A 22,045-nucleotide genomic window follows, 5' to 3' on the forward strand; every position below is an offset into this window, starting at 1 on the left:
CCTTGGCGGCGGAGGACGCCGGGGCGATGGGAGAAGTTCCGGGCATGCGTTTACTTTCGATGGTCGGCGGGACGACGGGCGCCCCGCCTGGCAGGTCTTGAGATCAGAAGTCGCAGGAGACCTCATGCGGGGTTTCGTCGTAGCCGTCGAAACCGGGGGTGCCGTAGCCGGGGGTCGGGGTGACGATGGTGGCCCCTTGGACCGGGATCACGCCGAACCATTTCTCGGACAGCGCGGCCATGGTGCCGTCGGTCTTCAGGCATTCCAGAACGGCGTCAATCTTGTCGCGGGTTTCGGTGTCGTCCTTGCGGAACGGGAAAGCCCAGACGAGGCCGGTGGAGTATTCGTAGCTGAGATCAATGCGCGGGTTCTGTTTGGCAGCCCATGCCGAGACGGTTGCTCCGGCGAGGTTGGCATCAGCGCGCCCGGTTGCGACGGCCTCGACAGCGTCGGTGTTGGTGCCATAGGCGACAACTTCCCAGCCGTAGTCCTCGGCTTTGTCATTCAGGAACGATTCATAAGCAGACCCCTTGTTGACGGAAATGGTCTTGCCCTTGAACGCCTCGAGCCCTTCCATCGGCTCGGTCCCGGCGGGGACGACGAAGGAAAAGTTGGTGTCCATGAAGCCTTCCGAGAAGAGCAGGTTGGTGGCGCGTTCCTCGGTGACGGTGGTGGGCGCGACGAGGAAGTCGTAGGTGCCTGCTTGCAGCGCCGGGATCAGCCCCGAGAACTGAGCCGCGATCACTTCGACGTCGGTGCCGAGCTTTTCGCCGATCGCGGCGGCCAGATCGACGTTGAACCCTTCGACACCGCCCGAGAGGCTGGGCATGGCGTGGGGCGCGAACGTTCCGTCGAGCGCAACCTTGTAGCCCTCGGCGTGGGCTGGGATTGCCAGCGCGGCAAAGGCGGCGGACAGAAGAAAACCAGTACGTTTCATGGGGGGCTCCGTGTTGGTGAGACGTATTATTGGTGGCACTTGGGGGTGCATCGAATGCCTCTCAAAAAGACGGCGGGTCAGGCCGGGGGCAACTGAAATATACGATTTTCTGATAATATAAGTATAAGTCAGGCTTCTATATTGCCCGCCTCGCAATGGGCGAATTCAGGTCCAGGTTTGGCGCTGCAACTGTGGTTAACAAGTTGAAAAAATTGTAATTTCATGGATGCTCGGGCTTGGTGCTCCTCCACATTTTGGGAGCCGCAAAGACGGGTTCGCGGCGGTCGTATCCCTCAAACGCGCCTCTTTGCGATGCCTATTGAATGGGCACCCAGTGGCGTGAGATGTGGACCGCCCCGGGTTTGCCGGGGGCGAAAAGCCCAAAGTGGGATGAAACCACATGGGGCGGCAGTACGATTCCGTCCCATGGCCTGTGCGCAATTCGACACCTGGAAGGCCGACTCGCAACGGGATGGTCTCGATCAGGCCGCTTTGCACCTCAAAACAAGACTGCGGAAAGCCCTTGGCTACGGAACCTCAACTGATACTTTCGGGGGAGCCGTTGCGCGAACCGGTTGACCCCACCAGCCCCTTTTGGGGCGCGGGTCTGCTTGGAGCCGGGCGAGAAGGCGGGCATCCGAGGCTTGAGAGCTTCACAAAGATCTAGGCGGAGCATGGGCTATGAGCGAGACGGGGAGTGAGACGGACACGGGATTGACCTTGGCGCTGTGGCAAGCGCCATCGGTCGCGGGAAACAGCGAACTGGCGTTTGACGAGATCGGCAAGGCCACTGCGGCGGCGGGACGTGCGGGAGCGGATATTGTGGTTTTTCCCGAGCTTTTCGTCACCGGTTATGAACGCGACGACTTTACCGAACTGGCGCTGAGCCAAGAGGCTCTTTGTGCCCGTCTTGCACCCATCGCCCGTGCGGCGGGATGTGCGATCTGTGTTGGCTACCCGGAGCGGGTTGGAGAGCAGATTGCCAATGCGGCGCTTTATGTGTCCGCTGGGGGTAAGATCCTTGGTAATCACCACAAAATCCAGCTTTTTGGCGAGGTCGAGGCGCAACGGTTCATTGCCGGTGATCGCTACACGGTGTTTGAGTTCGCGGGCCGTAAGCTGGCCATTCTCATCTGCTATGATGTGGAATTCGCCCCCCATATCGCGGCGCTGAAACAACAGGGGGTCGATCTTGTTTTGGTCCCCACGGCGGCGATGGATCCCTTTGGCCATGTCGGGGCGCATGTTGTGCCCGCGATGGCGGCCAACCATGGGCTTACGATCCTCTATGCCAACCTTTGCGGCCAAGAGGCGCATCTGACCTATTTCGGCGGCTCGGTGATCGCCGGGGCGGATGGCCAGATTCTGGCCCAGGCGGGCAGGGGGCCTTGCCTGCTTCTTAGCCAGCTTCCGCTGGAGTATGATCACGCGGTTCTGTCGACACAGGACCGGGATTTCCGGCCAATCAGCGACGGGATGTGATGCAGCTTTCAGGAGCAGACATTCGGCTATTGCGGGTGTTCGACGCGGTGGTGCGCCATCATGGTTTTGCTGCGGCGCAGGCCGAGTTGAACGTCAGCCAATCGACCATTTCGACCCAGATCTCGGCCCTTGAAGACCGGTTGAGCATGACTTTGTGTCGGCGCGGGCGGGCTGGTTTTCAACTGACTCAGAAGGGCGAGGCGGTCCATGCCGCCGTGGTGCGGTTTCTGGCCGCGTCCAACACCTTCGTTTCGGAGACGGAGGTGCTGCGCGGGACCTTGTCGGGCACATTGCGCATCGGGGTTGTCGATCACGTGGTCACCGATCCCAATTTTCGGCTTTCCGAGGCGATCAGCGCGCTGGAAAAGCGCGCCACGGCGGTGCGTTTCGAATTGGTGCAAAACGACCCGCAGGAACTTCAGGAGCGTGTGCGCGATGGGTCTTTGCAACTGGGTATCGGGTCATTTTCGCGCAAGCTGAAAGGGCTGGCGTCGCAGCCGCTTTATCGCGAGACCAACTATCTTTACTGCGCGTCGAACCATCTGCTTTGGAGCGTGCGCGACGAGGAGCTGACGCCGGAATTTGTCACGTCGATGCGGACCGTGGGGCGCAGCTATTGGCGTGACGATCACTGGAACAATCGCGATTTTCCGAACTCTCCGGCGATGGCGCAGGGGATGGAACAACAGCTGATCATGATCCTGTCCGGGGCCTTTATCGGGTATCTGCCCGATCATTCGGTTCGCTCGTGGGTCCAAAGCGGGCGTCTGAAACCGCTTTTGCCGACCCGCTTTATCTATCAGTGCGACTTTGAGGCGATCACCCGGCCGGATGTCGAAGCCTCGCCGCTCGCGCAGGCCATGCTCAAGGAATTGCTGGCTGTCTACGCAAGCCCTGCTTAAAAAACGGGCGGCAGCAAGCGTTGGTTTGAAATTTACCCAAGTGAATTTCTTAATCGCGATATTTATCGGACGAACGTTCTGCCCCATAATCCCTGTTGAAACACAGGAGAGTTCCCGATGAGCCAGTCAGAATTCAATCAACCCCTTAGTGGCAATGCGATGCCGCGCTCGGGGGGTATTGCCTCCATGATGCGGCTGCCGATCGCAGAGACGGCCAAGGGGTTGGATGCGTGTTTTCTGGGGATTCCGATGGATATTGGCACCTCGAACCGCCCCGGCACTCGGTTTGGCCCGCGCCAGATTCGCGACGAAAGCCGGATGATCCGCCCCTATAACATGGCGACGGGGGCTGCGCCTTTTGATCATTTGCAAGTGGCGGATATCGGTGACGTGCCGATCAACCTTTATGATCTCAAGAAATCCGTGGGGATCATCGCCGCGCATTACCGCGAGGTGTTGAGCCACGGGGTTGTCCCGCTCACGCTGGGCGGTGATCACACGCTAACGTGGCCGATCCTGCGCGCCGTGGCGGAAAAGCACGGGCCTGTCGCGCTGATCCACGTGGATGCGCATTCCGACACCAACGAAGAGATGTTCGGCGAAAGCGAGGCGCATGGCTGCCCGTTCCGCCGCGCTTGGGAAGAGGGCTGTCTGCAAAACGACAAGGTGTTTCAAATCGGTCTGCGGGGCACCGGCTATAGCAAGGCGGATTTTGAATGGGGCCGCGACCAAGGGTGGACCTGTATTCAGGCCGAAGAATGTTGGCATAAATCGCTGACGCCGCTGATGGCGGAAATCCGTGAAAAGATCGGCGATGCACCCGTGTACCTGTCCTATGACATCGACAGCCTCGATCCTGCCTTCGCGCCGGGCACGGGCACCGTCGAAGTGGGCGGTCTGACCACGATGCAAGGGCTTGAAATCATCCGTGGCACGGCGGGGCTTAACCTTGTGGGCTGCGATCTGGTCGAGGTCTCTCCGCCCTATGATCCGGCTGGCAACACCGCCGTCATCGCCGCCAATTTCCTTTTCGAAATGCTCTGCGCGCTGCCCGGCGTGCCGCAGGGTCGCTAATCACTGCCGGAACTCAGGGAGTTATCCACCATGCAAAGACGTTCTTTTCTCAAGGCCAGCGCCGCCACAGTTGCGACCCTCGCCGCGCCTTCTGTCCTGTCTGCGGCAACGCAAAAGTTGAAAATCGGCACCTATGGCGGCTATTTTCAGGAAAGCTTCGACAAATATATTCACCCCGATTTTACCGCCGCTACGGGCATTGAGGTCGAAAGCATCGCAGAGCCCACGGGCGAGGCGTGGCTGGTGCAACTGTCGCAGGCCGCCCGTGCGGGTCGGGCGCCGGCGGATGTGTCGATGATGGCGCAACTGCCGCGGCTCAAAGGCGAGCGTGCCGGTCTTTGGGCGCCGCTCGACGAGAGCAAGGTCAGCAATCTGGGCAATTTGCCCGACCACTTCGTACACCGCTATGAGGATGGCAAAGTCTACGGCACCGGCGCGGTAAGCTGGTACATAACGCTGGTAACCAACACCGATACCTATGCCGAGGCCCCAAGTTCTTGGACCGCGCTTTGGGATCCGGCCAATGCCGACAAGCTGGGGCTGATGTCGCTGGCCACAAACTCTTTCCTGTTGGAAGTCACCGCGACGACCTATTTTGGTGGCACCGATATTCTGAAGACCGATGATGGCGTGTTGCAGGTTATGGGCAAACTCGCCGAAGTGAAACCCAATGTCCGCCTGTGGTATCGTGACGAGGGGCAATTCCAGCAAGCGCTCGAAACCGGCGAGATCCCGATGGGGCAATATTACCACGATGTGACCGGCCTAGCGGCGTCGCAAGGCAAACCGGTGCGCTCGACCTTCCCCGATGAAGGCGCGGTGCTCGACAGCGGGTCTTGGGTGGTGTCGAAAGCCTCCAAGGTGATCGAACCCGCGCAGGTTTTCATCGACTATATGGCGCAGCCAGATGTACAGGCGAAACTGTCGCGTTTTGTTGGCACCGCGCCAACCGTCTCGCGCGAACTGACCGACCTCACCGACGAAGAATTCGCCGCCGTGTCCTCTGACAAGACACCGATCCTGCCGCTGTATGATATCTATGTCGATCGTGGCGACTGGATCAATCAGATGTGGTCGGAAAAAATCACGGGCTAAGGCTTTCTCCCCTGCGCGCTGCGGCTTTCTGTGTCGCGGCGTGCATTTTTAACAACGGGAATCGAACCAATGACCACATTGCGAATTGAGGGGCTGAGCAAGCTCTTCGGCACCTTCAAAGCGCTTGATGATGTGTCGCTCGAAATTCCGGATGGAAAATTTGTCTGCCTGCTGGGGCCGTCCGGCTGTGGTAAGACCACGCTTTTGCGGGTGATTGCCGGGCTCGAGACGCCCAGTGCGGGCCGCGTCTTTGTCGGCGGAGCGGATCAAACGCTGGTGCCCACCCACAAACGCGGCATGGGCATGGTGTTTCAATCGCTCGCGCTGTTCCCGCATCTCGATGTGGCCGACAATATCACCTATCCTTTGGCGATTCGCGGCGTCGACAAGGCGACGCGGCGGGCACGGGCCGAAGAGCTGCTTGATCTCGTGCGCTTGCCCGGCTTGGGTGCGCGGCGGGTGCATCAACTGTCTGGCGGTCAGCGCCAGCGCGTGGCCATCGCGCGCGGCCTCTCCATCAATCCGCAGGTGTTTCTTCTGGACGAACCGCTCTCTGCGCTGGATGCGAGCCTGCGCGAGCATATGCAGATCGAGCTGCGCCAAATACAACAAAGCCTTGGCGTGACCACCGTTGTCGTGACCCACGATCAGAAAGAGGCGCTGACCATGGCCGATCTGGTGATCGTGATGAAAGACGGGGTGATCCAGCAGGCGGGTGCGCCGATGGAGATTTACCACAACCCCGCGAATGCCTTTGTCGCAGGCTTTATCGGTACGACCAATCTGCTGCCCTGCGAGATCAATGCGGGCGCGATCTCGGTTCTGGGGCACAGCCTTGCGGCGGCCGACGGCGACCGCATTGCGGTTTCGCGCGGGCCTGCCAGCCTGTCGGTGCGCCCTGAACATGTGCTGCTCGGTGCGCCGGAAGAGGGTCTGCGCGCCGAGGTCACCTTTGTGCGGGATCTGGGCGAAAGCCGGCATGTGCTGATGCGTGCGGGCGATCAGGACATCACCGCCCATCTGCCGCCGGGGGGGGCGCTGCGAGTCGCGCCGGGCGATACCGTTGGGGTGAGCTTTCGGCCGGGCGAACGGGTGGTGGTACAATGACCGATATGCCGTCACAGACCGCTGCGCCACGTTGGCTCGGGCTTTGGCCCGCCGCCATGCTGACGCTGTTTTTCCTCGCCCCCTTCGGCATCATGCTCGCAGTGTCGGTGGCGCATCGCGATGTCAGCGGCTTTTATGAATGGGGCTTTGAATGGGACAGCTACGCGCGCTTTCTCTCGGTCTTTTTCGCCAAGGTCATGGCGGTGTCCCTGTCTGTGTCACTGGCTGCAGCCGCGATCTGTGTCCTGTTGGGGTTTCCCTTTACCGTCTTTCTGTCCGCCATGGGCCATACCGCCCAGACCCGCATTCTGGTCGTGCTGCTGTCTGTTCTGGCCCTGTCCGAGGTGATCATCGGCTTTTCGCTCTCGACGCTGTTGTCGCAAACGGCGGGCATCGGCAATCTGTTCCACTGGCTCGGGCTGATTCCAGAGCCGCGCGCCTATACGCCCTCGCTTTTCGCGCTGATAGCCGGGCTTTGCTACATCGGGTTTCCCTTTGCGGTTCTGGTGCTTTATCCGCCGGTCTCGCGGCTTGATCCCGAGCTTATTGAAGCCGCCCGTGTCATGGGCGCATCCGGGCCGCGCGCCTTTTTCGGGGTGATCATCCCGAACCTGCGCGGGGCCATCGTGGGGGCCTTTATCCTCGTGTTTGTCTTCACGCTGGGGTCGTATCTTTTGCCCCAGCTTCTGGGCCGGTCCGAGCATTGGACGCTGTCGGTGCACATTACCGATCAGGCGATCTATCAATCCAACTTGCCATTTGCGGCGGCCATGTCGGTGTTTCTCATGCTCGTGGCTCTGGCGCTTGTGGGGCTGGCCTCGCTGGCTGGTCGTGAAAGGGGGGCGGCATGACCCGGACCCTTAAAACCACCTATGTTCTGATCATTCTTGCGCTCTTGCTGGCACCGCTCGTGGTGGTGGCGGCCGTGTCTCTCAACGGGCCGCAAACGCTGCGCTTTCCACCGGTGGAGCCGTCGTCGCGCTGGTATGGCGAGTTGTTTCGACAAAGCGAGTGGCTTGTGCCGCTGCGCAATTCCTTGGTGATCGCGGCCTGTGCTGCGGCGCTGTCCGTGGTCATCGCGCTGCCGTTGGCGCTCTATGTCTGGCAACGGCGCGGGGTTGCGGCCAAGGCGTTGACCGGCATGGGGCTTGCGCCTTTTGCCTTGCCGCCGGTGATTTCTGCGCTTGGGTTCATGATCTTCTGGATGACGCTCGGCGGTTATGGCCAGATCTATGCCACCATCATTTCGCACGGGGTGTTTCTGGTCACCTTGCCGCTGGTCACGATTTCTCTTGGCCTCAAGGGCATCGATCCATTGCTGATCGAGGCGGCGCGGGTCATGGGCGGTGGGCGGTGGGTGGTGTTTCGCACTGTGATCCTGCCGCTTCTGATCCCCTACATGGTCTCGGGCTATGCCTTTGCCTTTGTGCTGAGCCTCAATGAATACATCATCGCTTATATGGTGGCGGGCTTCACGGTCGAAACCTTGCCGATCAAGATCTTCAATGCGCTGCGCTATGGCTATACGCCGATCCTGGCGGTGGTTTCCGTGATCTTTGCTGGTTTGTCGGCGTTGATCTTTGGGCTGATCGGCCGGTTTGGCAATCTGCCGCGCCTACTGGGCGCGGAAAGGATCACCCGCGACTGATGTGCCAGCCCATATGAAAGCCGCGCTTTGCGCAGTCGACGATGTGGCGGATCAATGGGGGCACCATCGCTGCCGACGGTGCCCCCAGATAGATTATTCTTTCACCATTTCAGCACCATGTGCCGAACCACAGTTCACGCCGCTGTTCAGCGCGCCAGCCCCAGTGCCTCAAGATAGGCGACGGAAGGCAAGATGCCGGCCTTGTCGCGCAGCTCAAGGATCAAGCGCGGATTGCTCTCGATCTCGGCCAAAGCGCGGAAAACGGCGGCCCAGCGGATGGTGCCTTCGCCGATTGCCCAATGGCGGTCGGCAAAGCCTTCGGCGTCCTGCAGGTGGACATGTTGCAAGCGGTCGCCAGCGCGCCGCACATAGTAATCGACCGGCGCGGCACCGTTGGTGCCATGGGCGTAATGGGCATGCCCCGTGTCGATTGATACCGCCATCGCCGGAGAGTTGAAGCTGTCGGCCAAGGCGCATCGGATATCGGGGTCAATGTCCTCGATGTTCTCGATCACCATGGTGACGCCACAGTCTTCGGCCCGCTTCACCACCGCATCCATCGTATCGTGGCAGTTTTCCAGCAGACGGGTGTATTCCTTGCGCTCGGGCGCGTTATCAAGGTTGTTGTAGCTCCAGGTCGTATAGGGGCTGTGGATCACCATCTGGGTTGCGCCGAGATAGTCGCAGACCTCGATCCCTTGCAGATGCTTTTGCCGGTTCAGCGCCCGCATGTCGGCATCCGGGTTGGCAATGCTCAGCCCCCAGAATGGCCCGTGGATCCCCAGACGACCGGTATAGCCGGTCAACAGGTTGCGGGTACGGTCGGCTACGGATTTCCAGTCGCCGTTCAGCAGGTCGCCATCGACAAAATCCTGAATTTCCAGATCACGGTTTTCAGCGAGGACAAAGTCTTGAAGGGTTTCAAGCGTCGCCGTGGGAATGGCGACGCCTAGAAGGGGAAGGGAGCTCATTATATGGTCCTTGGTTAGGAGGTTTGAAGAGATTGTGCGACGGGGGCAGGGGCTGGCCTCATCAACGCGCAAAGCAGCGCGCGCAGATCATCGGTGCCGGTGACAACGTGTGCTGCCCCGGCGGCGCGCAGGGTCGCGCCGTGCTCGGGGCGGGCTTCCGATGGGCCGACAAATCCGATGGGAAGGACCCCAGCGGCGCGGGCGCATCCGATGCCATGGATGTTGTCATCCACAAAGATCGCGCGATCCGCCGTGGTCCCCATCCGGGCGAGACAATGCAGCGCCAGATCGGGCGCGGGTTTGCTGTTGGAGACGTGTTCGGCGCTATAGATATGGCCGCCGAATAGTGCGGATAACGGGGTGCGGCCCAGACTTTCGGCCAGCCTGTTTACGCCGCTGTTCGAGGCCACGCAGATGCGGGCGTCGAGATCGCTCAACAGCTGTTCAATGCCCGGAATCAGCGGCACCTCCTCCGTGAACAGGTCAGAAAGGCGGCGGCCAGCGTCTGTCAGAACCCGGTCCGCATTCAGCCCCATCCCGGTCAAAATCGCTCGGATCTGATCTTGGCCGGAGCCGGAAAAATGCTGTTCCGCCTGTTTCGCTGTCATCGGATGGCCCGTGGCCGACACCGCCTCGGCCAGCGCGCGCGCGCCGAGCGGTTCGCTGTCGATCAGCACACCGTCGCAATCAAAAATGACCAGATCGAACCGCGTCATACCACGGCCCGCTGCGTTTGAATCGATTGCGCCAGCTGGGGGTCGTCTGTCGTCAGATAGCCGGGGCCCCGATCCAGCCAATGGGCGATCAGATCGGGATCGTTCAGGGTCCAGACCCCAAGCCGGTCCAACGGTACCATTGCCGTGATCTGCTCGAATTCAGCCGCGAACAGATCGTGATGAACGCCGAAACAGCTGACCAGATCACGGTGCCGGGTCAAGAACGCCTCGATCCCGCCCTGCCTATCGGCCCAGTCCTGATTGACCGATATCATACGGTCGAACTCCGGGGCTGTCTGCGCGATGGCAGAAAGCACATCGGCCTCGAAGCTGTGCAGGGTGGTGCGTGATTCAAGCCCGTAGGCGCGAAAGATGTCGATTGCCGCCGGGATCAGGGCCGGATCATAGTGGTTATTCTCGTCGCCCTTGAACTCGGGCAACAGCCGCAAACCGGTTACGGGGGCGAGGATCTCAAGAACTTCGGACAACAGTGGCACGCCCTCGTCGATCTCTCCCTCTGGGCCGATTAGACGCAGATCATGGCGCGTGGTTTCGCTCAGCAGCCGCACCGGCCCGTTGCCGGTCGTGGTCCGCTCAAGCGTGGCGTCATGGATGACCAGAACCTCGCCCCCCGCGCCAAGGTGCATGTCGAATTCGACAGCCTCGACGCCAAGGTCGAGTACGTTGCGGAACCCTTGAAGCGAATTCTCGGCCCAGAGGTTGCGGGCGCCGCGATGGGCCATGATGGTGGTCATTGCAAAGGATCCTTGCCTAGCGGATGGTCGGGTCAAGTTTGTCGCGCAGCCAGTCCCCGACCAGCGAGATGGACAGCGTTGTCATCATGATGATGAAAGACGGGGCCAGCATGATCCACGGCGCACGGGTCAGGTATTCCCGGCCAAATCCCACCATGTTGCCCAGCGAACTTTGCGGCGGCTGAACCCCCAGCCCAAGGAACGACAGCCCGCTTTCCATCAGGATGATTTCCGGGAATGTCAGCGTCATCGACACGATCAGGGTCGAGGCGACATTGGGCAGGATGTGGCGCAGATAGACGCGCACGGGCGTGGCCCCCAGTTGCACGACGGCGGCGGCATAGCCCTGTGCCCCCGCCGAAATGGCAAGGCCACGGGAAATGCGGGCATAACGTTCCCAGCCGTAGAACCCCATCAGACCGATCAGCAACATCATGGAGGATCCGAAAAAGGCCAGCACGGCCAGCGACAGGATCAGGAAGGGCAAAGCCGCCTGAAAATCGGCCAGAACGAGGATCAGATGTTCGAGCGTGCCGCGAAACTGCGCCGCCAGAAACCCCAGCAGGGTTCCAAAGACAGCCGACAGGATCGTCGCGCCAAAGGCGATCACCAGCGACACCCGAATGGATTGGATCAGGCGGGACAAAACATCGCGCCCCAAATCGTCGGTGCCCAGCAGATGCCCCGGGGTCAGCGGGGCCGCCAGCCGCGCCGAGAGGTCCATCTGCGTGACCTCATACGGGCGAACAAGATCGGCACAGATCGCCGTCAGCGCCATCAGGGCAAGCCATGCCAGCCCGAGGGTGACCAGCAAGGGTGCCTTGAACCTGAAGCGGCGGATCAGCGACGGCGCCGGGGCGGTATTGATTGCTTGATAGGTCATTGTGGGGTCCTCAATGCGCGGTGGTTTTGGCGCGAAGGCGCGGGTCCAGCAGGCCATAGGCGAAATCGACACAGAGGTTCGCGATTACCATGGACGAGGCGATGACCAGCAGCAGGCATTGCACCACCGCCAGATCCCGGTTTGAAACCGAAACGATCAGCAACCGTCCGATGCCGGGCCACGAAAAGATGCTTTCCACGACCACGGCACCGGCGATCAGCGATCCGACCATGAAGCCGACGATGGTGACAATCGGCACTGACGCGTTGGGCAGCGCGTGTTTCCACACCACGTCGCGCCAGCTCAGACCTTTGGCCATGGCGGTGCGGATATAGGGTTGGCCCATCACCTCGATCATGGCGGAGCGGGAAAACCGTGCCAGAATGCCGATGCCGCCGACCGACATGGTCAGGATCGGCAGGATCGCGTGGCGCCAGCTATCCTGCCCACCCGATGGCAGCCATCCCAGCGTCACCGCAAAGACCAGCACCAGCAGCAGGCCCATCACAAACGAAGGAATCGTAAAGCCGAAGATCGACAGCATGATCACCCCGCGATCCGCCACCGATTGACGGTGCAACGCGGCATAGACCCCGGCGGGAATGCCGATGCCAAGCTGGATCAACAGCGTCGGAACAGTCAGCGCCAGTGTCGCAGGCAGCCGTTCGAGAACCAGCATGATCGCCGAGGAGCGGTCGCGCATCGAGATGCCGAAATCAAGCTGTGCGATGGATTTAAGATAGGCGAAATACTGTTTCCAGATCGGGTCATCCAGCCCCCATTCGGCACGGAACGCATCGACACTGTCGGTTGGCGCATCCGGGCCCAGCATGATCGCCGCCGGGTCCCCCGAAAGGCGCAGCACGACAAAGGCAAAGGTCATCACCAGAAGGATCGTCAGCGCGGCGCGAAACACCCGCGTCAGCATATAAGTCAGCATGTCGTGGCCTTTTCAGCGAAGCAGGGACGCGTCATGCTGCGTGGTCCTGAGGCGATACCAGCAGGTGGCAGGCGGCTCTGCGCGCCAACGCGACGGGTTCAAGCGGCGGCGCCGCTACGTGGCAAGCGGGCTTGGCGGAACCGCAGCGGGGATGAAACGCACATCCCGCAGGGCGCTGCGCTGGGTTGGGCGGTTCTCCCTTCAACAGGATGCGGCCTGTCAGCGGTTTGCCCGGGATCGGTACCGATGACACCAGTGCGCGGGTATAGGGGTGCAAGGGGTGCGCGAAGATCTCATCCGAGCTGGCTTCCTCGACAATCCGTCCCAGATACATCACCGCGACGTGGTCGCAGATGTTGCGCACCACTTTCAGATCGTGGCTGATGAACACCATGGCGATCCCGTGGCTTTCCTGAAGATCGCGCAGCAGGTTCACCACCTGCGCCTGAATCGAGACATCCAGCGCCGAGACTGGCTCGTCGCAGACCAGCAATCGGGGCGAGGTGGCCAAGGCGCGGGCGATCACCACCCGCTGCCGCTGTCCGCCCGAAAGCTCATGCGGATAGCGATCGCCCTGATCCTGCCGCAACCCGACCTGCGCCATCAGATCGCGCACGCGCTCGCTGCGTTCGGCCCCTTTGGCAAGGCGATGAATTTCCAGTGGTTCGCCGATTTGATCGGCAATGGTCAGCCGCCGGTCCAGCGCCGCCAGCGGATCCTGATAGACCAGTTGCATCTGGGCCCGCAGCGCACGCCAACGCGGGCTTTGCAAGGGCGGCATCGCCTCGCCATCAAAGGCCACCGTGCCGGAGGTTGGCGGATCTATCCCCAATAGCATCCGACCGAGCGTGGATTTGCCCGATCCGCTTTCCCCCACGATTCCGAGTGTTTCGCCGGGGCGCAGGGTCAGATTGACTCCATCGACGGCCCGCACCGCCGGCGATTTGCCGAACAGGCTTTTTGGGCCCTCATAGCAGCGGACCAGATCGCGGGCCTGTAAAAGCGCGCTCATGCCGGGATCCTCCGGCGTTCTTCGCCGGCGACCGTTTGCTGATGTGCCACCGGATGGAAGCAGGCCAGATCGCGGCCGTCCGTTTGCGGTTTCAGATCGGGCCGGGTGTCGGTGCAAAACGCGGAGGCCTTGGTGCAGCGCGGCGCAAAGGCACAGCCGTCAGGCATCCGGCGCGGGTCCGGCACCGTCCCGGTGATCGGGATCAGGCGATTGCGTGTTCCATCCAACCGGGGGATCGCGTCGAACAGACCCTGTGTATAGGGGTGACGCGGGCGCTCGAACATGGGCGCGATATCCCCACTTTCGACGATCCGTCCGGCATACATCACATTGACGCGCTCGCAGATGGCGCCAACCGCGCCCAGATCATGGCTGATGAACACCATGGCCATGCCGGTTTCGCGGCGCAGGGTCGATAAAAGGTCAAGGATTTGCGCCTGAATCGTCGCGTCCAGCGCGGTGGTCGGTTCATCCGCGATCAGCAGATCGGGCTCTCCCGCAAGGGCCATGGCGATCATCACGCGCTGGCATTGGCCGCCGGAAAATTCGTGGGGATACAGATCGACCCGTCGGGCCGCATCGGGGATGCCAACCATATCCAAAAGACGAACGGCCTCGGCCCGTCTCGCGCGCCCATCAAGACCGCGATGCAGCGCGAGGCTTTCGCAGATCTGGCGCCCGACCGTGCGCACCGGGTTCAGGGACGACGACGGGTCCTGAAAGATCATCGCAATCCGGCCGCCTCGCACGGCTTCGACCGAGGCGCGGGCCGCCCCGATCAATTGCTGGCCCTCAACCGTGACGGAGCCCGACACGGTCGCCTTTCCCGGCAACAGACCAAGGGCGGCCAGCCAGGTGACGGATTTGCCGCAGCCGGATTCGCCGACCAGCCCAACGGCCTCGCCGCGGGCCACAGTCAGATCAATGCCGTGCAGGACATGGACCCCGTCAAAGGCAACTTTCAGATCTCGGATGGAAACAAAGGTCATATCAGCCTCTCAGCCAGTCGGGTTGCGCAGCGGATCACCGCCGCGCAACCGGGGGCGGACCATGCTCAGGAGGCGCGCCAGTTCTGGGCGCGGAAATCCATCGCAAAGGCCGGGGCGGCTTTCCAGTTCAGCTCGGATTTCATGCCGGTGAACACACAGTTCTGGTGCAAAACCTGAAAGGCGGGATCCTCGCGTTCGGTGATTTCCAGCATCCGGGCAAAGGCCTTTTTGCGGGCGGGGCGGTCCACCGACTTCTGCATGAAGTTCGACAGGTCGTTCATTTCCGCATTGGTCCATTCGCCGCGCTGCTGCTGCAAACCGTTGGGGCCATGCTGGGCGACGATCGAGGAGACCGGATCGTTGAAGGTGGCCGAATTCGACCAGTCCCGTACGCCGCGTTGGGTTTCGTCGGACAGGACCTGACCCCAGTTTTCGACCATCTGAAGTTCAACGTTCAACCCGGCCTGTTTCCACATCTCGACCATGATCTGCGCGTTGGAGACTTGGTTGATGTAGTAGTTGTTCAGCACCCGGAAGGGGATCGCATCGCCCTTGTAGCCCGACTGTTTCACCAGATCGCGTGCCAGGGTCAGATCGAATTGCGGGGCGGTCCACCCCTTGATGAACATGTCATCATAGAATTCCCATTGCAGCCCGGCGGGCACGCGGGTCTGACCATCCCACAGCGCATCAACGATCAACTGGCGGTCAATCGAATGGGTCATCGCGCGGCGGATCAGCGGATCGGCAAGCACCGGATGCGTCTTGTCGAACACCTGAATTCGGTGGTTGAGAATGGTGGAGCCCTGAACCTCCAGCCCGGCGACCTTGCGCACGGCATCCAGCTGATCGGGCGGCAGGTCACAGGCGAAATCGTACTCGCCCGACAACAACCCGTTCACGCGGCTGGCGACTTCGGGCACTTCAAGGAAGCGGATTTCGGCCAGCGGCGGGCGTCCGCCCCAATAGTCATCATGTGCCACCAGCGTCAGCGAGACGTCGGGGCGATACTCCAGAACCTTGTAGGCCCCCGTCGTCACCGGCGCGTTGGCCCATTCGGCATAGTTCGTGGCTTCGTCCCAGGCGCGGCGGCTGGCGATTTGTGAGCCAAAGGCGATCATCCGGCCTTCCAGCGTCACATCGGGTGAGGCGTTGTGGAACCGTACAGTGTACTTGTCCACCGCTTCGACACCGCGCAGCGCGGGCCACAGGCGACGCCCGACGCCGGGCACACCGGCGGGCAATTCCTTGTCGGTCTTGGGCTTGAAGTTCTCCGGATAGAGCGTCTTGCCGCCATCGGGCTGGGTGCCGGCAAACACGCGTTCGTCAGAGAAGGAGAAGACAACGTCATCCGCTGTCATCTCGTCGCCGTTGTGGAATTTGACGCCCTGGCGCAGCTTCAACTCGATGGTCTTGTCATCCAGACGGGTCCATTCGGTCGCCAGGCCCGGCACCCCACCCTGATCGCCCATCCAATCGCGGTTGATCAGACCCTCCCACAGGTTCGGGAAGAACACGCGCTCGCCGACGTTGGACTGTTCATTCCAGACGTCGAGCGTGTTGTTGTTGGTGATTTTCTGCACGGCCACCGTGATCGAACGGCGTTGTGTCGCGGCAAACCCGCGCCCCGGCAAGGCCATCGAACCGGCAGCGGCCCCGATCAGGCCAAGAGCATGGCGACGTTGGATGAGCATTGGCAAATTCCCTTTGAACATGTCGGCGTCTGGAGATCGACAACGCCGGTTTCAGCTGGGGTATCTGCTCGGAGTATGACGGCTGGGCGACGGTTGGTTGAACCATTTGTGGCCGTTTTCAAACGGTTTTGTTACCAAGGCAGAGCGGAGGGCAACTGGCTACGCGTCTGAGTTTTGACGCGCAGCCAAACCTTTGGGTGACCTCCAGCCATCAGGCTGTCAGCCCCGTGGCATGGCGTGCCCAAAGTTTGAGGGCATCGGAGCTCGCATCGCGACAGGGTCGTTGCCCCAAGGTTTTCCTATCTGCGATTGCACGCGCTGCACCCGTCTTGTTCTGGCTCTAATTCAATAAGTCTGGAGCCAAGTTCCGAAATGCCCAGCAAAGCGGTTACAAAATCTTGGGGCTATTCATTTCGTGTGTGCTGATTTAGGCGCGCAGCCCATTTATGACGGTCCGTGCGAGCACTTGGGCTATTCTGGACCGCTCGACCTGGTCTTGGTCCGGGCGGACCCGGTACCAGTCAACCAAACTGTTCAACGCTCCCATTAAGGCACGCCCAGCAAGGGCCTCGTCGGGCACTGACAGCGTACCGTCAGCGTTTCCTTGTCGCATCACCGCGCGATAGAGCCCCTCGTATTCATTGCGCCGGGCAATCAGTTCCGTGAGCACCTCGCGTTCGGCTTCGGTGGTGGATCCGCGCAAGTAGACATCCACGCCAAGACGGATACTGCGCTGATACGGCAGCGTGTCCATCATCACATGACCATGGGCTGTCGCCATGCGCAGCAATGATTCGTCTGCGGGCAGGGCTTGTGCCAAAATGGGCTGCACGGCATCGAAACAGAACTGCATGGCCTGGCGGTAGACGGCGAAATAGATTTCGTTCTTGGATCGGAAATGGTGGTAGACGCGGCCTTTGGTTGCGTTCAGCTCACGCGCCACATCCTCCATAGTTGCCTTTTCCAGCCCATGTCGCATGAAGCAGATGGCCGCCGCCTGTATGATCTCCTGTCGACTGTCCGCTTTGCGCTTGTATGGTTTTCGCTCGCTTGAGGCCATCGCGTCTTTCCCCCCCTCTCAGTTCAGATCTTCATATCGCAAGACTTGCTCTATCCACGGACATCTCGGTTCTAAACCTCGCAGGCCTTGCCGTAGCGTCAGTTCTTGAAATCCTATTTGAAGCAACTTGACACTGTCACGCCAGCGTTGAGTATGCGAACATACTACTGAGTATGTTGTTCTGCCAACATTACACGGTGCAACATGAAATCGGTGCGCGGTTGGAGGAACCCCGCGGCTGACTTTCAGGGATAAGAAAGACAGTACCGCCGCCAGATCACCGCTACACTTCACGCGCTCGGGAGGAGCACACATGACAAATTTCAAAGCCACGACAACAATGGTTGCCGCCATCGCGGGGTTGACCGCACTGGTCGCGCTGCCAGTGGCTGCTGCTGAGAACCTCAATTTTGCTTACGGTTATCCGAGCACCTCGGCCATTGGCCTTGCGGTCGACGATTATGCGGCTGCAGTCAAAGACCGCTCAAATGGAGAGATCTCGGTTAAAGGTTTTGCGATGTCGCTGCTAAGCCTGCCCGAAACAAGCCCGGGTGTGCGCGACGGTTTGGCGGATGTCGGCTTTGTCCTGACCCCTTACTACGCGGCGGAGTACAGCACCAACCTGTACCTGCACGAGATGAACCTGCTGATCAGCCTGGCGCAGACCCCCACAGGCAAAGAACCCTTGGCGTTTACCGGCGCCATGCTGGAATACACATTCAACAAATGTCCTGAATGTCTGGCTGAATTCAAAGCGCAGAACCAGGTGTATACCGGCGGTGGCGTAACGCCGCTTTACAACCTGTTGTGCAAGGACGTGAAGGCAACCACGGTAGAAGATCTGAAAGGCAAACGTCTGCGGGCTGGCGGGGCAGGTTTCGTCCGGTTTGCAGAACATTTCGGGGCGCAAGGTGTGCGCTTACCGACGAACGAAGTGTACGAGGCCCTGGATCAGGGGATTTTGGATTGCGCCATGCTCAGCGCGCCTGAGTTGACCAATTACAACCTGCACGAAGTGGTCACCGATATCACGCTGGGCGTGCCGGGCGGGGCCTTTGCCGGCGTGGCCGCGGCCAATGTCAATGCAGACCGGTGGAAGGCCATGAGCGTTGACTCTCGCGAGGCTTTGTTGTGGGGCGGTAGCCAAATGACAGCCAGCACCACTTGGAACTTCTACACTGATGATGCCGTCGCCATCCAGAATTCAAAGGACAAAGGGATCAAGATCCACGACCCCGAACCAGAGCTGACCGCAGCGGTGCAGGCGTTCGTGAAACAGGATCTCAAAACCGTTGCCGCCTTGTTCAGGGATACCTATGGCGTCGCGCGCGCCGAAGAGATTGCGGCCGATTTCCCGCCCCTGCTTGAAAAATGGTACGGGCTGGTCGAAGGTGTTGACTCCAAAGAGCAATTGCAAGCTCTGTACTGGGATCAGGTCATCTCAAAAATCGACCCTGCCACTTACGCGCAGTAAATCTCCACGAGGGGGCGCGCCAGCCTGTCTGGGCGCCCCTTTCCTTCTGGATGATGGAAAGGGAGGGTTTCCTTTGAAACATATTGGCAAGACGATCTCATGGGTCAATGCCGGTGCTTCAGGCGTTGCCGGAGTCCTAGTGCTGTTTCTGGTCGCCCATGTCTCATTGGATGTGGTGATGCGGTTTCTGTTTGAACAACCGCTGAACGCCACAATTCTCTATGTCTCGGCATTCTATATGGTCGCAATTGCCTTTCTCCCGCTGGGGCTGGTGGAAGAAAAGAACAGCCATATCGCGGTCGAGCTTTTGGTCGAGCGGTTTCCAGGCCGTGTGCAAAAGCTGCTGTTGATCTGCGCGACTTTGATCACAGCTGTCGTCACAGCGGCGGTCGCCGTTCGAACCGGACAGGAGGCGTTGGCAAAATACGCAACCGGTGCCTATTCGATCGAAGCGGGCGGCAAGGTCATCACCTGGCCCACCTACTTTGTCCTGCCCGTCGGGTTTGGCCTGATGTCTGTGGTATCGGCTTTGAAGTTCGTCGCCCTGGCGACGGGTAAAGACAGCGGATTGAACAGCCTGAACATCGAAGACCCCTATTTGCCGAAAGATACGCCTAATGTCTGAACTACAAATCGCCGGGCTGTTTATTGGCGCGCTGTTTTTCCTTATCTTGATGCGGATCCCCATCGGTGTGTCTTTGATCGCTGTCTCTTTCGGGGGCCTGTGGTCGATGTTCAATTGGAACATTGCCTGGGGGTCGTTGGGGATCGTCCCCTATAACTTTGCCAACAGCTGGGTGCTTAGCTCGATCCCTGCGTTCTTGCTGATGGGATTCATCTGCTACCACACACGGCTGACACAGGGCCTGTTTAGCGCGGCGCAGGTGTGGTTGTCGGGGTTGCCGGGTGGATTGGCCATTGCATCGGTGTTCGGGTGCGCGGGCTTTGCTGCAGTAACCGGTTCGTCGGTTGCCTGTTCCGCGGCCATGGGAAAAATCGCCGTGCCCGAGATGATGCGCCACCGCTACAGTGCTGAACTGGCCACTGGAACGGTTGCTGCGGCAGGGACCATCGGTGCCCTTATTCCTCCTTCGATCTTGATGATCCTCTATGGCATCATTTCGCGCCAATCCGTTAGCCAGCTGTTTCTGGGCGGTCTTGTGGTCGGGCTGATGACCCTGATTGCCTATATTCTGCTGATCCTCGTTCGGGTCAAACTGAACCCCGAATTGGCACCGCCGGTTGATATCAAGGCGACCCGCAGCGAAAAGATCCGCGCGCTGGGTCAGACATGGCCCGTGCTGTTGATCGTGATCGGGGTTTTCGCCGGGCTGTTCGGGGGGGCTTTCACACCGACCGAAGCCGGCGCGATTGGCGCGATGTTGTCGGCGCTCGTGGCGGCCTTGTATGGCACGTTAAGTTTCCGGGCGCTGCGTATGGCCATTGTGGAAACATTGACCACCACCGCTTCTCTGTTGATCATCGCCGTTGGCGCCAGCCTGTTGACCCGCTTCCTTGCGCTGTCGGGAATCGGAGATGCGTTGTCGTCTTCGATCTTGGCCTTTGGGATGTCGCCGGTTCTGATAATGGTTGGGGTTGTGCTGGTCTACCTGCTGCTGGGGATGATGCTGGAACCGGTTGGGGCGATGTTGCTGACCTTGCCGATCGTTCTGCCGCTTGTGGACGAGACCGGCTACAGCCTGCTGTGGTTTGGCGTCGTGCTGGTCAAGCTGCTGGAGATTGGGATGATCACGCCGCCGATGGGGATGAACGTCTTCGTCATCAAAGGTGTGGTCGGCAATATGGCATCCCTGACGACGATATTCAGGGGGGTTTTCTGGTTTGTCGTTGTCGACCTTCTGATCATAGCCCTGTTGATCGCCTTCCCCGAAATCGTGCTGTTCCTGCCCAACCTTTATGGGATGTAACGATACTCCCCCCATTTTTGCTGGGTCTTGGTCGTCGAAGTTACGCGGGTGTTTTCAGGTTCTGGGCGGGGGGGCACCCCGCCCATTTCTCATGTTCGGGCGCTTGTTGTTCCCAGTCCACTCCATCACCGCGTCCCGCCCGAACGCCGTCAGTGTTTCGCGGTCAAACTGCATTCGGGCTCCGGCCTGATTCCTCACGCGTCTTTGTCTGACAGATCGATCAAGGTCGACGCGCCAGCCTTTTTCAGCTCCGCCACCGAAGACAGGCCTGCAAGATTGAGCGTGATCGCGATCTCCTCGCGCAAGAGGTCTACAAGTTGTGTGACCCCGCGCTCGCCATCTGCAGCCACGGCCCAGGCAAAGGGGCGGCCCATCAGGATGAAATCCGCACCAAGCGCGAGCGCCTTGACCACATCCGTGCCACGCCGAAACCCGCTGTCGATATAAAGCGCCAGATCCGGCCCGAGCGCCGCGCGCACATCGCGCAGCCGTGCAAAGGTCGAGGTAGCATGGTCAAGCTGGCGCCCGCCATGGTTCGACAGCACGATCCCGTCCACGCCTGCGCGTGCGGCGCGTTCCGCGTCGGTAGGGTCCGAGATGCCCTTCAGGATCAACTTTCCCTCCCATTGCCGACGCAACTCGGCAACGGTCTCCCACGTCAGGTTTTTCTCCAGCCGCGCCGACAGTTTCGAGGCCTGTGCGAGCGCGCCCTTGCCGAACTCTGGCCGTCCCTTGACCAGCTCGACATCGGGAAACCCGCCGCGCAGCAGGTCGAGAGACCATATGGGGCGTTTGGCAAATTGCCACAGAAGTTGCGGCGTCATCCGGTCGGTGGCGCGAAATCCGTTGCGGACATCGCGTTCGCGCACAGAGGTGATCGCGGTATCCACGGTCAGGAAAATCCGCTCGACCCCCTGTTCACGACAGGCTGCCAGATGGCTTTCATTTACCTGCGGATCACGGTCGAGATACAGTTGGAAGTCAGGCGTGCGACCGCAGTCTTTGCGGATCGTTTCCAGCCCGTTGATCGAAAAGGTTGAAAGCACAAAGGGAATATCCGCCTTCGCCGCGGCCCTTGCCACGCGGATATCGCCATCGCGCCGATAAAGCCCCAGAAATCCGACCGGCCCGGGTCCGAAGGGCAGCGCAGATCTGCGCCCCAGCGTGGACACGGACAGATCGGCTGTCTGGTCAAGTGGCGCAAGCACCAGCTGGCGGATGGCATAGCGTTCAAAGTCAGCCCGATTGCGGCGCATCGTCGTCTCGGAAAACGCGCCGCCGTCGATGTAGTCGGCAAAGATGCGCGGCAGGTGGCGCCGCGCGGCCTGTTGGAAATCATCGACGTTGACAAAGGGGGTCATGGGTATCTCCTGCTGCG

At 60.5% G+C, this 22,045-nt stretch carries 21 protein-coding genes; 10 read left to right on the forward strand and 11 right to left on the reverse strand.

Features of this window, described 5'->3' with window-relative positions:
• Positions 1-103: 103 nt before the first annotated feature.
• Complete coding sequence (locus E1B25_RS19755; RefSeq protein ID WP_132831308.1) at positions 104-937, reverse strand: transporter substrate-binding domain-containing protein; 834 nt, start codon at positions 935-937, stop codon at positions 104-106.
• Positions 938-1,618: 681 nt separating this feature from the next.
• Here E1B25_RS19755 and E1B25_RS19760 point away from each other — a divergent pair.
• The 7 genes from E1B25_RS19760 (at position 1,619) to E1B25_RS19790 (ending at position 8,245) form a co-directional block, all read left to right on the forward strand.
• Positions 1,619-2,419, forward strand: coding sequence for a nitrilase-related carbon-nitrogen hydrolase (locus tag E1B25_RS19760; protein WP_132831309.1), 801 nt, complete (start codon positions 1,619-1,621; stop codon positions 2,417-2,419).
• The gene (locus E1B25_RS19765) at positions 2,419-3,321 is read left to right on the forward strand and encodes a LysR family transcriptional regulator (RefSeq protein WP_132831310.1); all 903 of its coding nucleotides are present in this window, start codon (positions 2,419-2,421) and stop codon (positions 3,319-3,321) included. Before E1B25_RS19760 ends, E1B25_RS19765 begins: the two co-directional genes overlap by 1 nt.
• A 117-nt stretch (positions 3,322-3,438) precedes the next feature.
• Positions 3,439-4,395 carry an agmatinase gene (gene speB, locus E1B25_RS19770; RefSeq protein ID WP_132831311.1) on the forward strand — a complete coding sequence of 319 codons (957 nt, stop codon included), beginning with the start codon at positions 3,439-3,441 and terminating at the stop codon, positions 4,393-4,395.
• A 30-nt stretch (positions 4,396-4,425) separates the two neighbouring features.
• Positions 4,426-5,490: an ABC transporter substrate-binding protein gene (locus tag E1B25_RS19775; RefSeq protein WP_132831312.1), complete on the forward strand. Its 1,065-nt coding sequence runs from the start codon at positions 4,426-4,428 to the stop codon at positions 5,488-5,490.
• A 69-nt stretch (positions 5,491-5,559) separates the two neighbouring features.
• On the forward strand, positions 5,560-6,597 hold the full coding sequence (locus tag E1B25_RS19780) for an ABC transporter ATP-binding protein (protein ID WP_132831313.1): 1,038 nt from the start codon (positions 5,560-5,562) through the stop codon (positions 6,595-6,597).
• On the forward strand, positions 6,594-7,448 hold the full coding sequence (locus E1B25_RS19785; protein ID WP_165937700.1) for an ABC transporter permease: 855 nt from the start codon (positions 6,594-6,596) through the stop codon (positions 7,446-7,448). Before E1B25_RS19780 ends, E1B25_RS19785 begins: the two co-directional genes overlap by 4 nt.
• The gene (locus E1B25_RS19790) at positions 7,445-8,245 is read left to right on the forward strand and encodes an ABC transporter permease (protein WP_132831314.1); all 801 of its coding nucleotides are present in this window, start codon (positions 7,445-7,447) and stop codon (positions 8,243-8,245) included. The genes E1B25_RS19785 and E1B25_RS19790 overlap by 4 nt, the downstream gene beginning before the upstream one ends.
• Before the next feature lie 146 nt (positions 8,246-8,391).
• Here the strand turns inward: E1B25_RS19790 and E1B25_RS19795 are convergent, their stop codons facing one another.
• From E1B25_RS19795 to E1B25_RS19835, 9 genes are all read right to left on the reverse strand, one after another.
• Positions 8,392-9,216 carry a sugar phosphate isomerase/epimerase family protein gene (locus E1B25_RS19795; RefSeq protein ID WP_132831315.1) on the reverse strand — a complete coding sequence of 275 codons (825 nt, stop codon included), beginning with the start codon at positions 9,214-9,216 and terminating at the stop codon, positions 8,392-8,394.
• Between the two features lie 14 nt (positions 9,217-9,230).
• Positions 9,231-9,932, reverse strand: a complete 702-nt coding sequence (locus tag E1B25_RS19800; RefSeq protein WP_132831316.1) for an HAD family hydrolase — start codon at positions 9,930-9,932, stop codon at positions 9,231-9,233.
• Positions 9,929-10,687, reverse strand: a complete 759-nt coding sequence (locus E1B25_RS19805; RefSeq protein WP_132831317.1) for a glycerophosphodiester phosphodiesterase family protein — start codon at positions 10,685-10,687, stop codon at positions 9,929-9,931. The genes E1B25_RS19800 and E1B25_RS19805 overlap by 4 nt, the downstream gene beginning before the upstream one ends.
• A 16-nt stretch (positions 10,688-10,703) precedes the next feature.
• Positions 10,704-11,570: an ABC transporter permease gene (locus tag E1B25_RS19810; protein WP_132831318.1), complete on the reverse strand. Its 867-nt coding sequence runs from the start codon at positions 11,568-11,570 to the stop codon at positions 10,704-10,706.
• A gap of 10 nt (positions 11,571-11,580) precedes the next feature.
• Positions 11,581-12,510, reverse strand: a complete 930-nt coding sequence (locus E1B25_RS19815) for an ABC transporter permease (protein WP_132831319.1) — start codon at positions 12,508-12,510, stop codon at positions 11,581-11,583.
• 31 nt (positions 12,511-12,541) lie between these two features.
• Positions 12,542-13,522, reverse strand: coding sequence for an ABC transporter ATP-binding protein (locus tag E1B25_RS19820; RefSeq protein ID WP_132831320.1), 981 nt, complete (start codon positions 13,520-13,522; stop codon positions 12,542-12,544).
• Positions 13,519-14,511 (reverse strand): ABC transporter ATP-binding protein, encoded by a 993-nt coding sequence (locus E1B25_RS19825; RefSeq protein WP_132831321.1) that lies wholly within the window; start codon positions 14,509-14,511, stop codon positions 13,519-13,521. Before E1B25_RS19825 ends, E1B25_RS19820 begins: the two co-directional genes overlap by 4 nt.
• 65 nt (positions 14,512-14,576) lie before the next feature.
• Positions 14,577-16,205 carry an ABC transporter substrate-binding protein gene (locus E1B25_RS19830; RefSeq protein WP_132831322.1) on the reverse strand — a complete coding sequence of 543 codons (1,629 nt, stop codon included), beginning with the start codon at positions 16,203-16,205 and terminating at the stop codon, positions 14,577-14,579.
• Positions 16,206-16,632: 427 nt separating this feature from the next.
• Positions 16,633-17,265: a TetR/AcrR family transcriptional regulator gene (locus tag E1B25_RS19835; protein ID WP_132831323.1), complete on the reverse strand. Its 633-nt coding sequence runs from the start codon at positions 17,263-17,265 to the stop codon at positions 16,633-16,635.
• 313 nt (positions 17,266-17,578) lie between these two features.
• Here E1B25_RS19835 and E1B25_RS19840 point away from each other — a divergent pair, with 313 nt between their 5' ends.
• From E1B25_RS19840 to E1B25_RS19850, 3 genes are all read left to right on the forward strand, one after another.
• Entirely contained in the window at positions 17,579-18,739 is a 1,161-nt protein-coding gene (locus E1B25_RS19840) for a C4-dicarboxylate TRAP transporter substrate-binding protein (RefSeq protein WP_245510789.1), read from the forward strand.
• Between the two features lie 73 nt (positions 18,740-18,812).
• A complete protein-coding gene (locus E1B25_RS19845) occupies positions 18,813-19,364 on the forward strand; it encodes a TRAP transporter small permease (protein ID WP_245510790.1) in 552 nt (183 codons plus the stop codon).
• Positions 19,357-20,667 (forward strand): TRAP transporter large permease, encoded by a 1,311-nt coding sequence (locus tag E1B25_RS19850; RefSeq protein ID WP_132831324.1) that lies wholly within the window; start codon positions 19,357-19,359, stop codon positions 20,665-20,667. The genes E1B25_RS19845 and E1B25_RS19850 overlap by 8 nt, the downstream gene beginning before the upstream one ends.
• Before the next feature lie 194 nt (positions 20,668-20,861).
• Here E1B25_RS19850 and E1B25_RS19855 read toward each other — a convergent pair whose 3' ends face one another.
• Positions 20,862-22,028: an alpha-hydroxy acid oxidase gene (locus tag E1B25_RS19855; RefSeq protein ID WP_132831325.1), complete on the reverse strand. Its 1,167-nt coding sequence runs from the start codon at positions 22,026-22,028 to the stop codon at positions 20,862-20,864.
• Positions 22,029-22,045: the final 17 nt, after the last annotated feature.

This window comes from Antarcticimicrobium sediminis (assembly GCF_004348975.1).
Taxonomy (GTDB): domain Bacteria; phylum Pseudomonadota; class Alphaproteobacteria; order Rhodobacterales; family Rhodobacteraceae; genus Antarcticimicrobium; species Antarcticimicrobium sediminis.

What these genes read in the sequence shown, in the direction of transcription:
- E1B25_RS19755 (WP_132831308.1), bottom strand. Translation starts at nt 937, where the DNA reads ATGAAACGTACTGGTTTTCTTCTGTCCGCCGCCTTTGCCGCGCTGGCA.
- E1B25_RS19760 (WP_132831309.1), top strand. Translation starts at nt 1,619, where the DNA reads ATGAGCGAGACGGGGAGTGAGACGGACACGGGATTGACCTTGGCGCTG.
- E1B25_RS19765 (WP_132831310.1), top strand. Translation starts at nt 2,419, where the DNA reads ATGCAGCTTTCAGGAGCAGACATTCGGCTATTGCGGGTGTTCGACGCG.
- speB (WP_132831311.1), top strand. Translation starts at nt 3,439, where the DNA reads ATGAGCCAGTCAGAATTCAATCAACCCCTTAGTGGCAATGCGATGCCG.
- E1B25_RS19775 (WP_132831312.1), top strand. Translation starts at nt 4,426, where the DNA reads ATGCAAAGACGTTCTTTTCTCAAGGCCAGCGCCGCCACAGTTGCGACC.
- E1B25_RS19780 (WP_132831313.1), top strand. Translation starts at nt 5,560, where the DNA reads ATGACCACATTGCGAATTGAGGGGCTGAGCAAGCTCTTCGGCACCTTC.
- E1B25_RS19785 (WP_165937700.1), top strand. Translation starts at nt 6,594, where the DNA reads ATGACCGATATGCCGTCACAGACCGCTGCGCCACGTTGGCTCGGGCTT.
- E1B25_RS19790 (WP_132831314.1), top strand. Translation starts at nt 7,445, where the DNA reads ATGACCCGGACCCTTAAAACCACCTATGTTCTGATCATTCTTGCGCTC.
- E1B25_RS19795 (WP_132831315.1), bottom strand. Translation starts at nt 9,216, where the DNA reads ATGAGCTCCCTTCCCCTTCTAGGCGTCGCCATTCCCACGGCGACGCTT.
- E1B25_RS19800 (WP_132831316.1), bottom strand. Translation starts at nt 9,932, where the DNA reads ATGACGCGGTTCGATCTGGTCATTTTTGATTGCGACGGTGTGCTGATC.
- E1B25_RS19805 (WP_132831317.1), bottom strand. Translation starts at nt 10,687, where the DNA reads ATGACCACCATCATGGCCCATCGCGGCGCCCGCAACCTCTGGGCCGAG.
- E1B25_RS19810 (WP_132831318.1), bottom strand. Translation starts at nt 11,570, where the DNA reads ATGACCTATCAAGCAATCAATACCGCCCCGGCGCCGTCGCTGATCCGC.
- E1B25_RS19815 (WP_132831319.1), bottom strand. Translation starts at nt 12,510, where the DNA reads ATGCTGACTTATATGCTGACGCGGGTGTTTCGCGCCGCGCTGACGATC.
- E1B25_RS19820 (WP_132831320.1), bottom strand. Translation starts at nt 13,522, where the DNA reads ATGAGCGCGCTTTTACAGGCCCGCGATCTGGTCCGCTGCTATGAGGGC.
- E1B25_RS19825 (WP_132831321.1), bottom strand. Translation starts at nt 14,511, where the DNA reads ATGACCTTTGTTTCCATCCGAGATCTGAAAGTTGCCTTTGACGGGGTC.
- E1B25_RS19830 (WP_132831322.1), bottom strand. Translation starts at nt 16,205, where the DNA reads ATGCTCATCCAACGTCGCCATGCTCTTGGCCTGATCGGGGCCGCTGCC.
- E1B25_RS19835 (WP_132831323.1), bottom strand. Translation starts at nt 17,265, where the DNA reads ATGGCCTCAAGCGAGCGAAAACCATACAAGCGCAAAGCGGACAGTCGA.
- E1B25_RS19840 (WP_245510789.1), top strand. Translation starts at nt 17,579, where the DNA reads ATGACAAATTTCAAAGCCACGACAACAATGGTTGCCGCCATCGCGGGG.
- E1B25_RS19850 (WP_132831324.1), top strand. Translation starts at nt 19,357, where the DNA reads ATGTCTGAACTACAAATCGCCGGGCTGTTTATTGGCGCGCTGTTTTTC.
- E1B25_RS19855 (WP_132831325.1), bottom strand. Translation starts at nt 22,028, where the DNA reads ATGACCCCCTTTGTCAACGTCGATGATTTCCAACAGGCCGCGCGGCGC.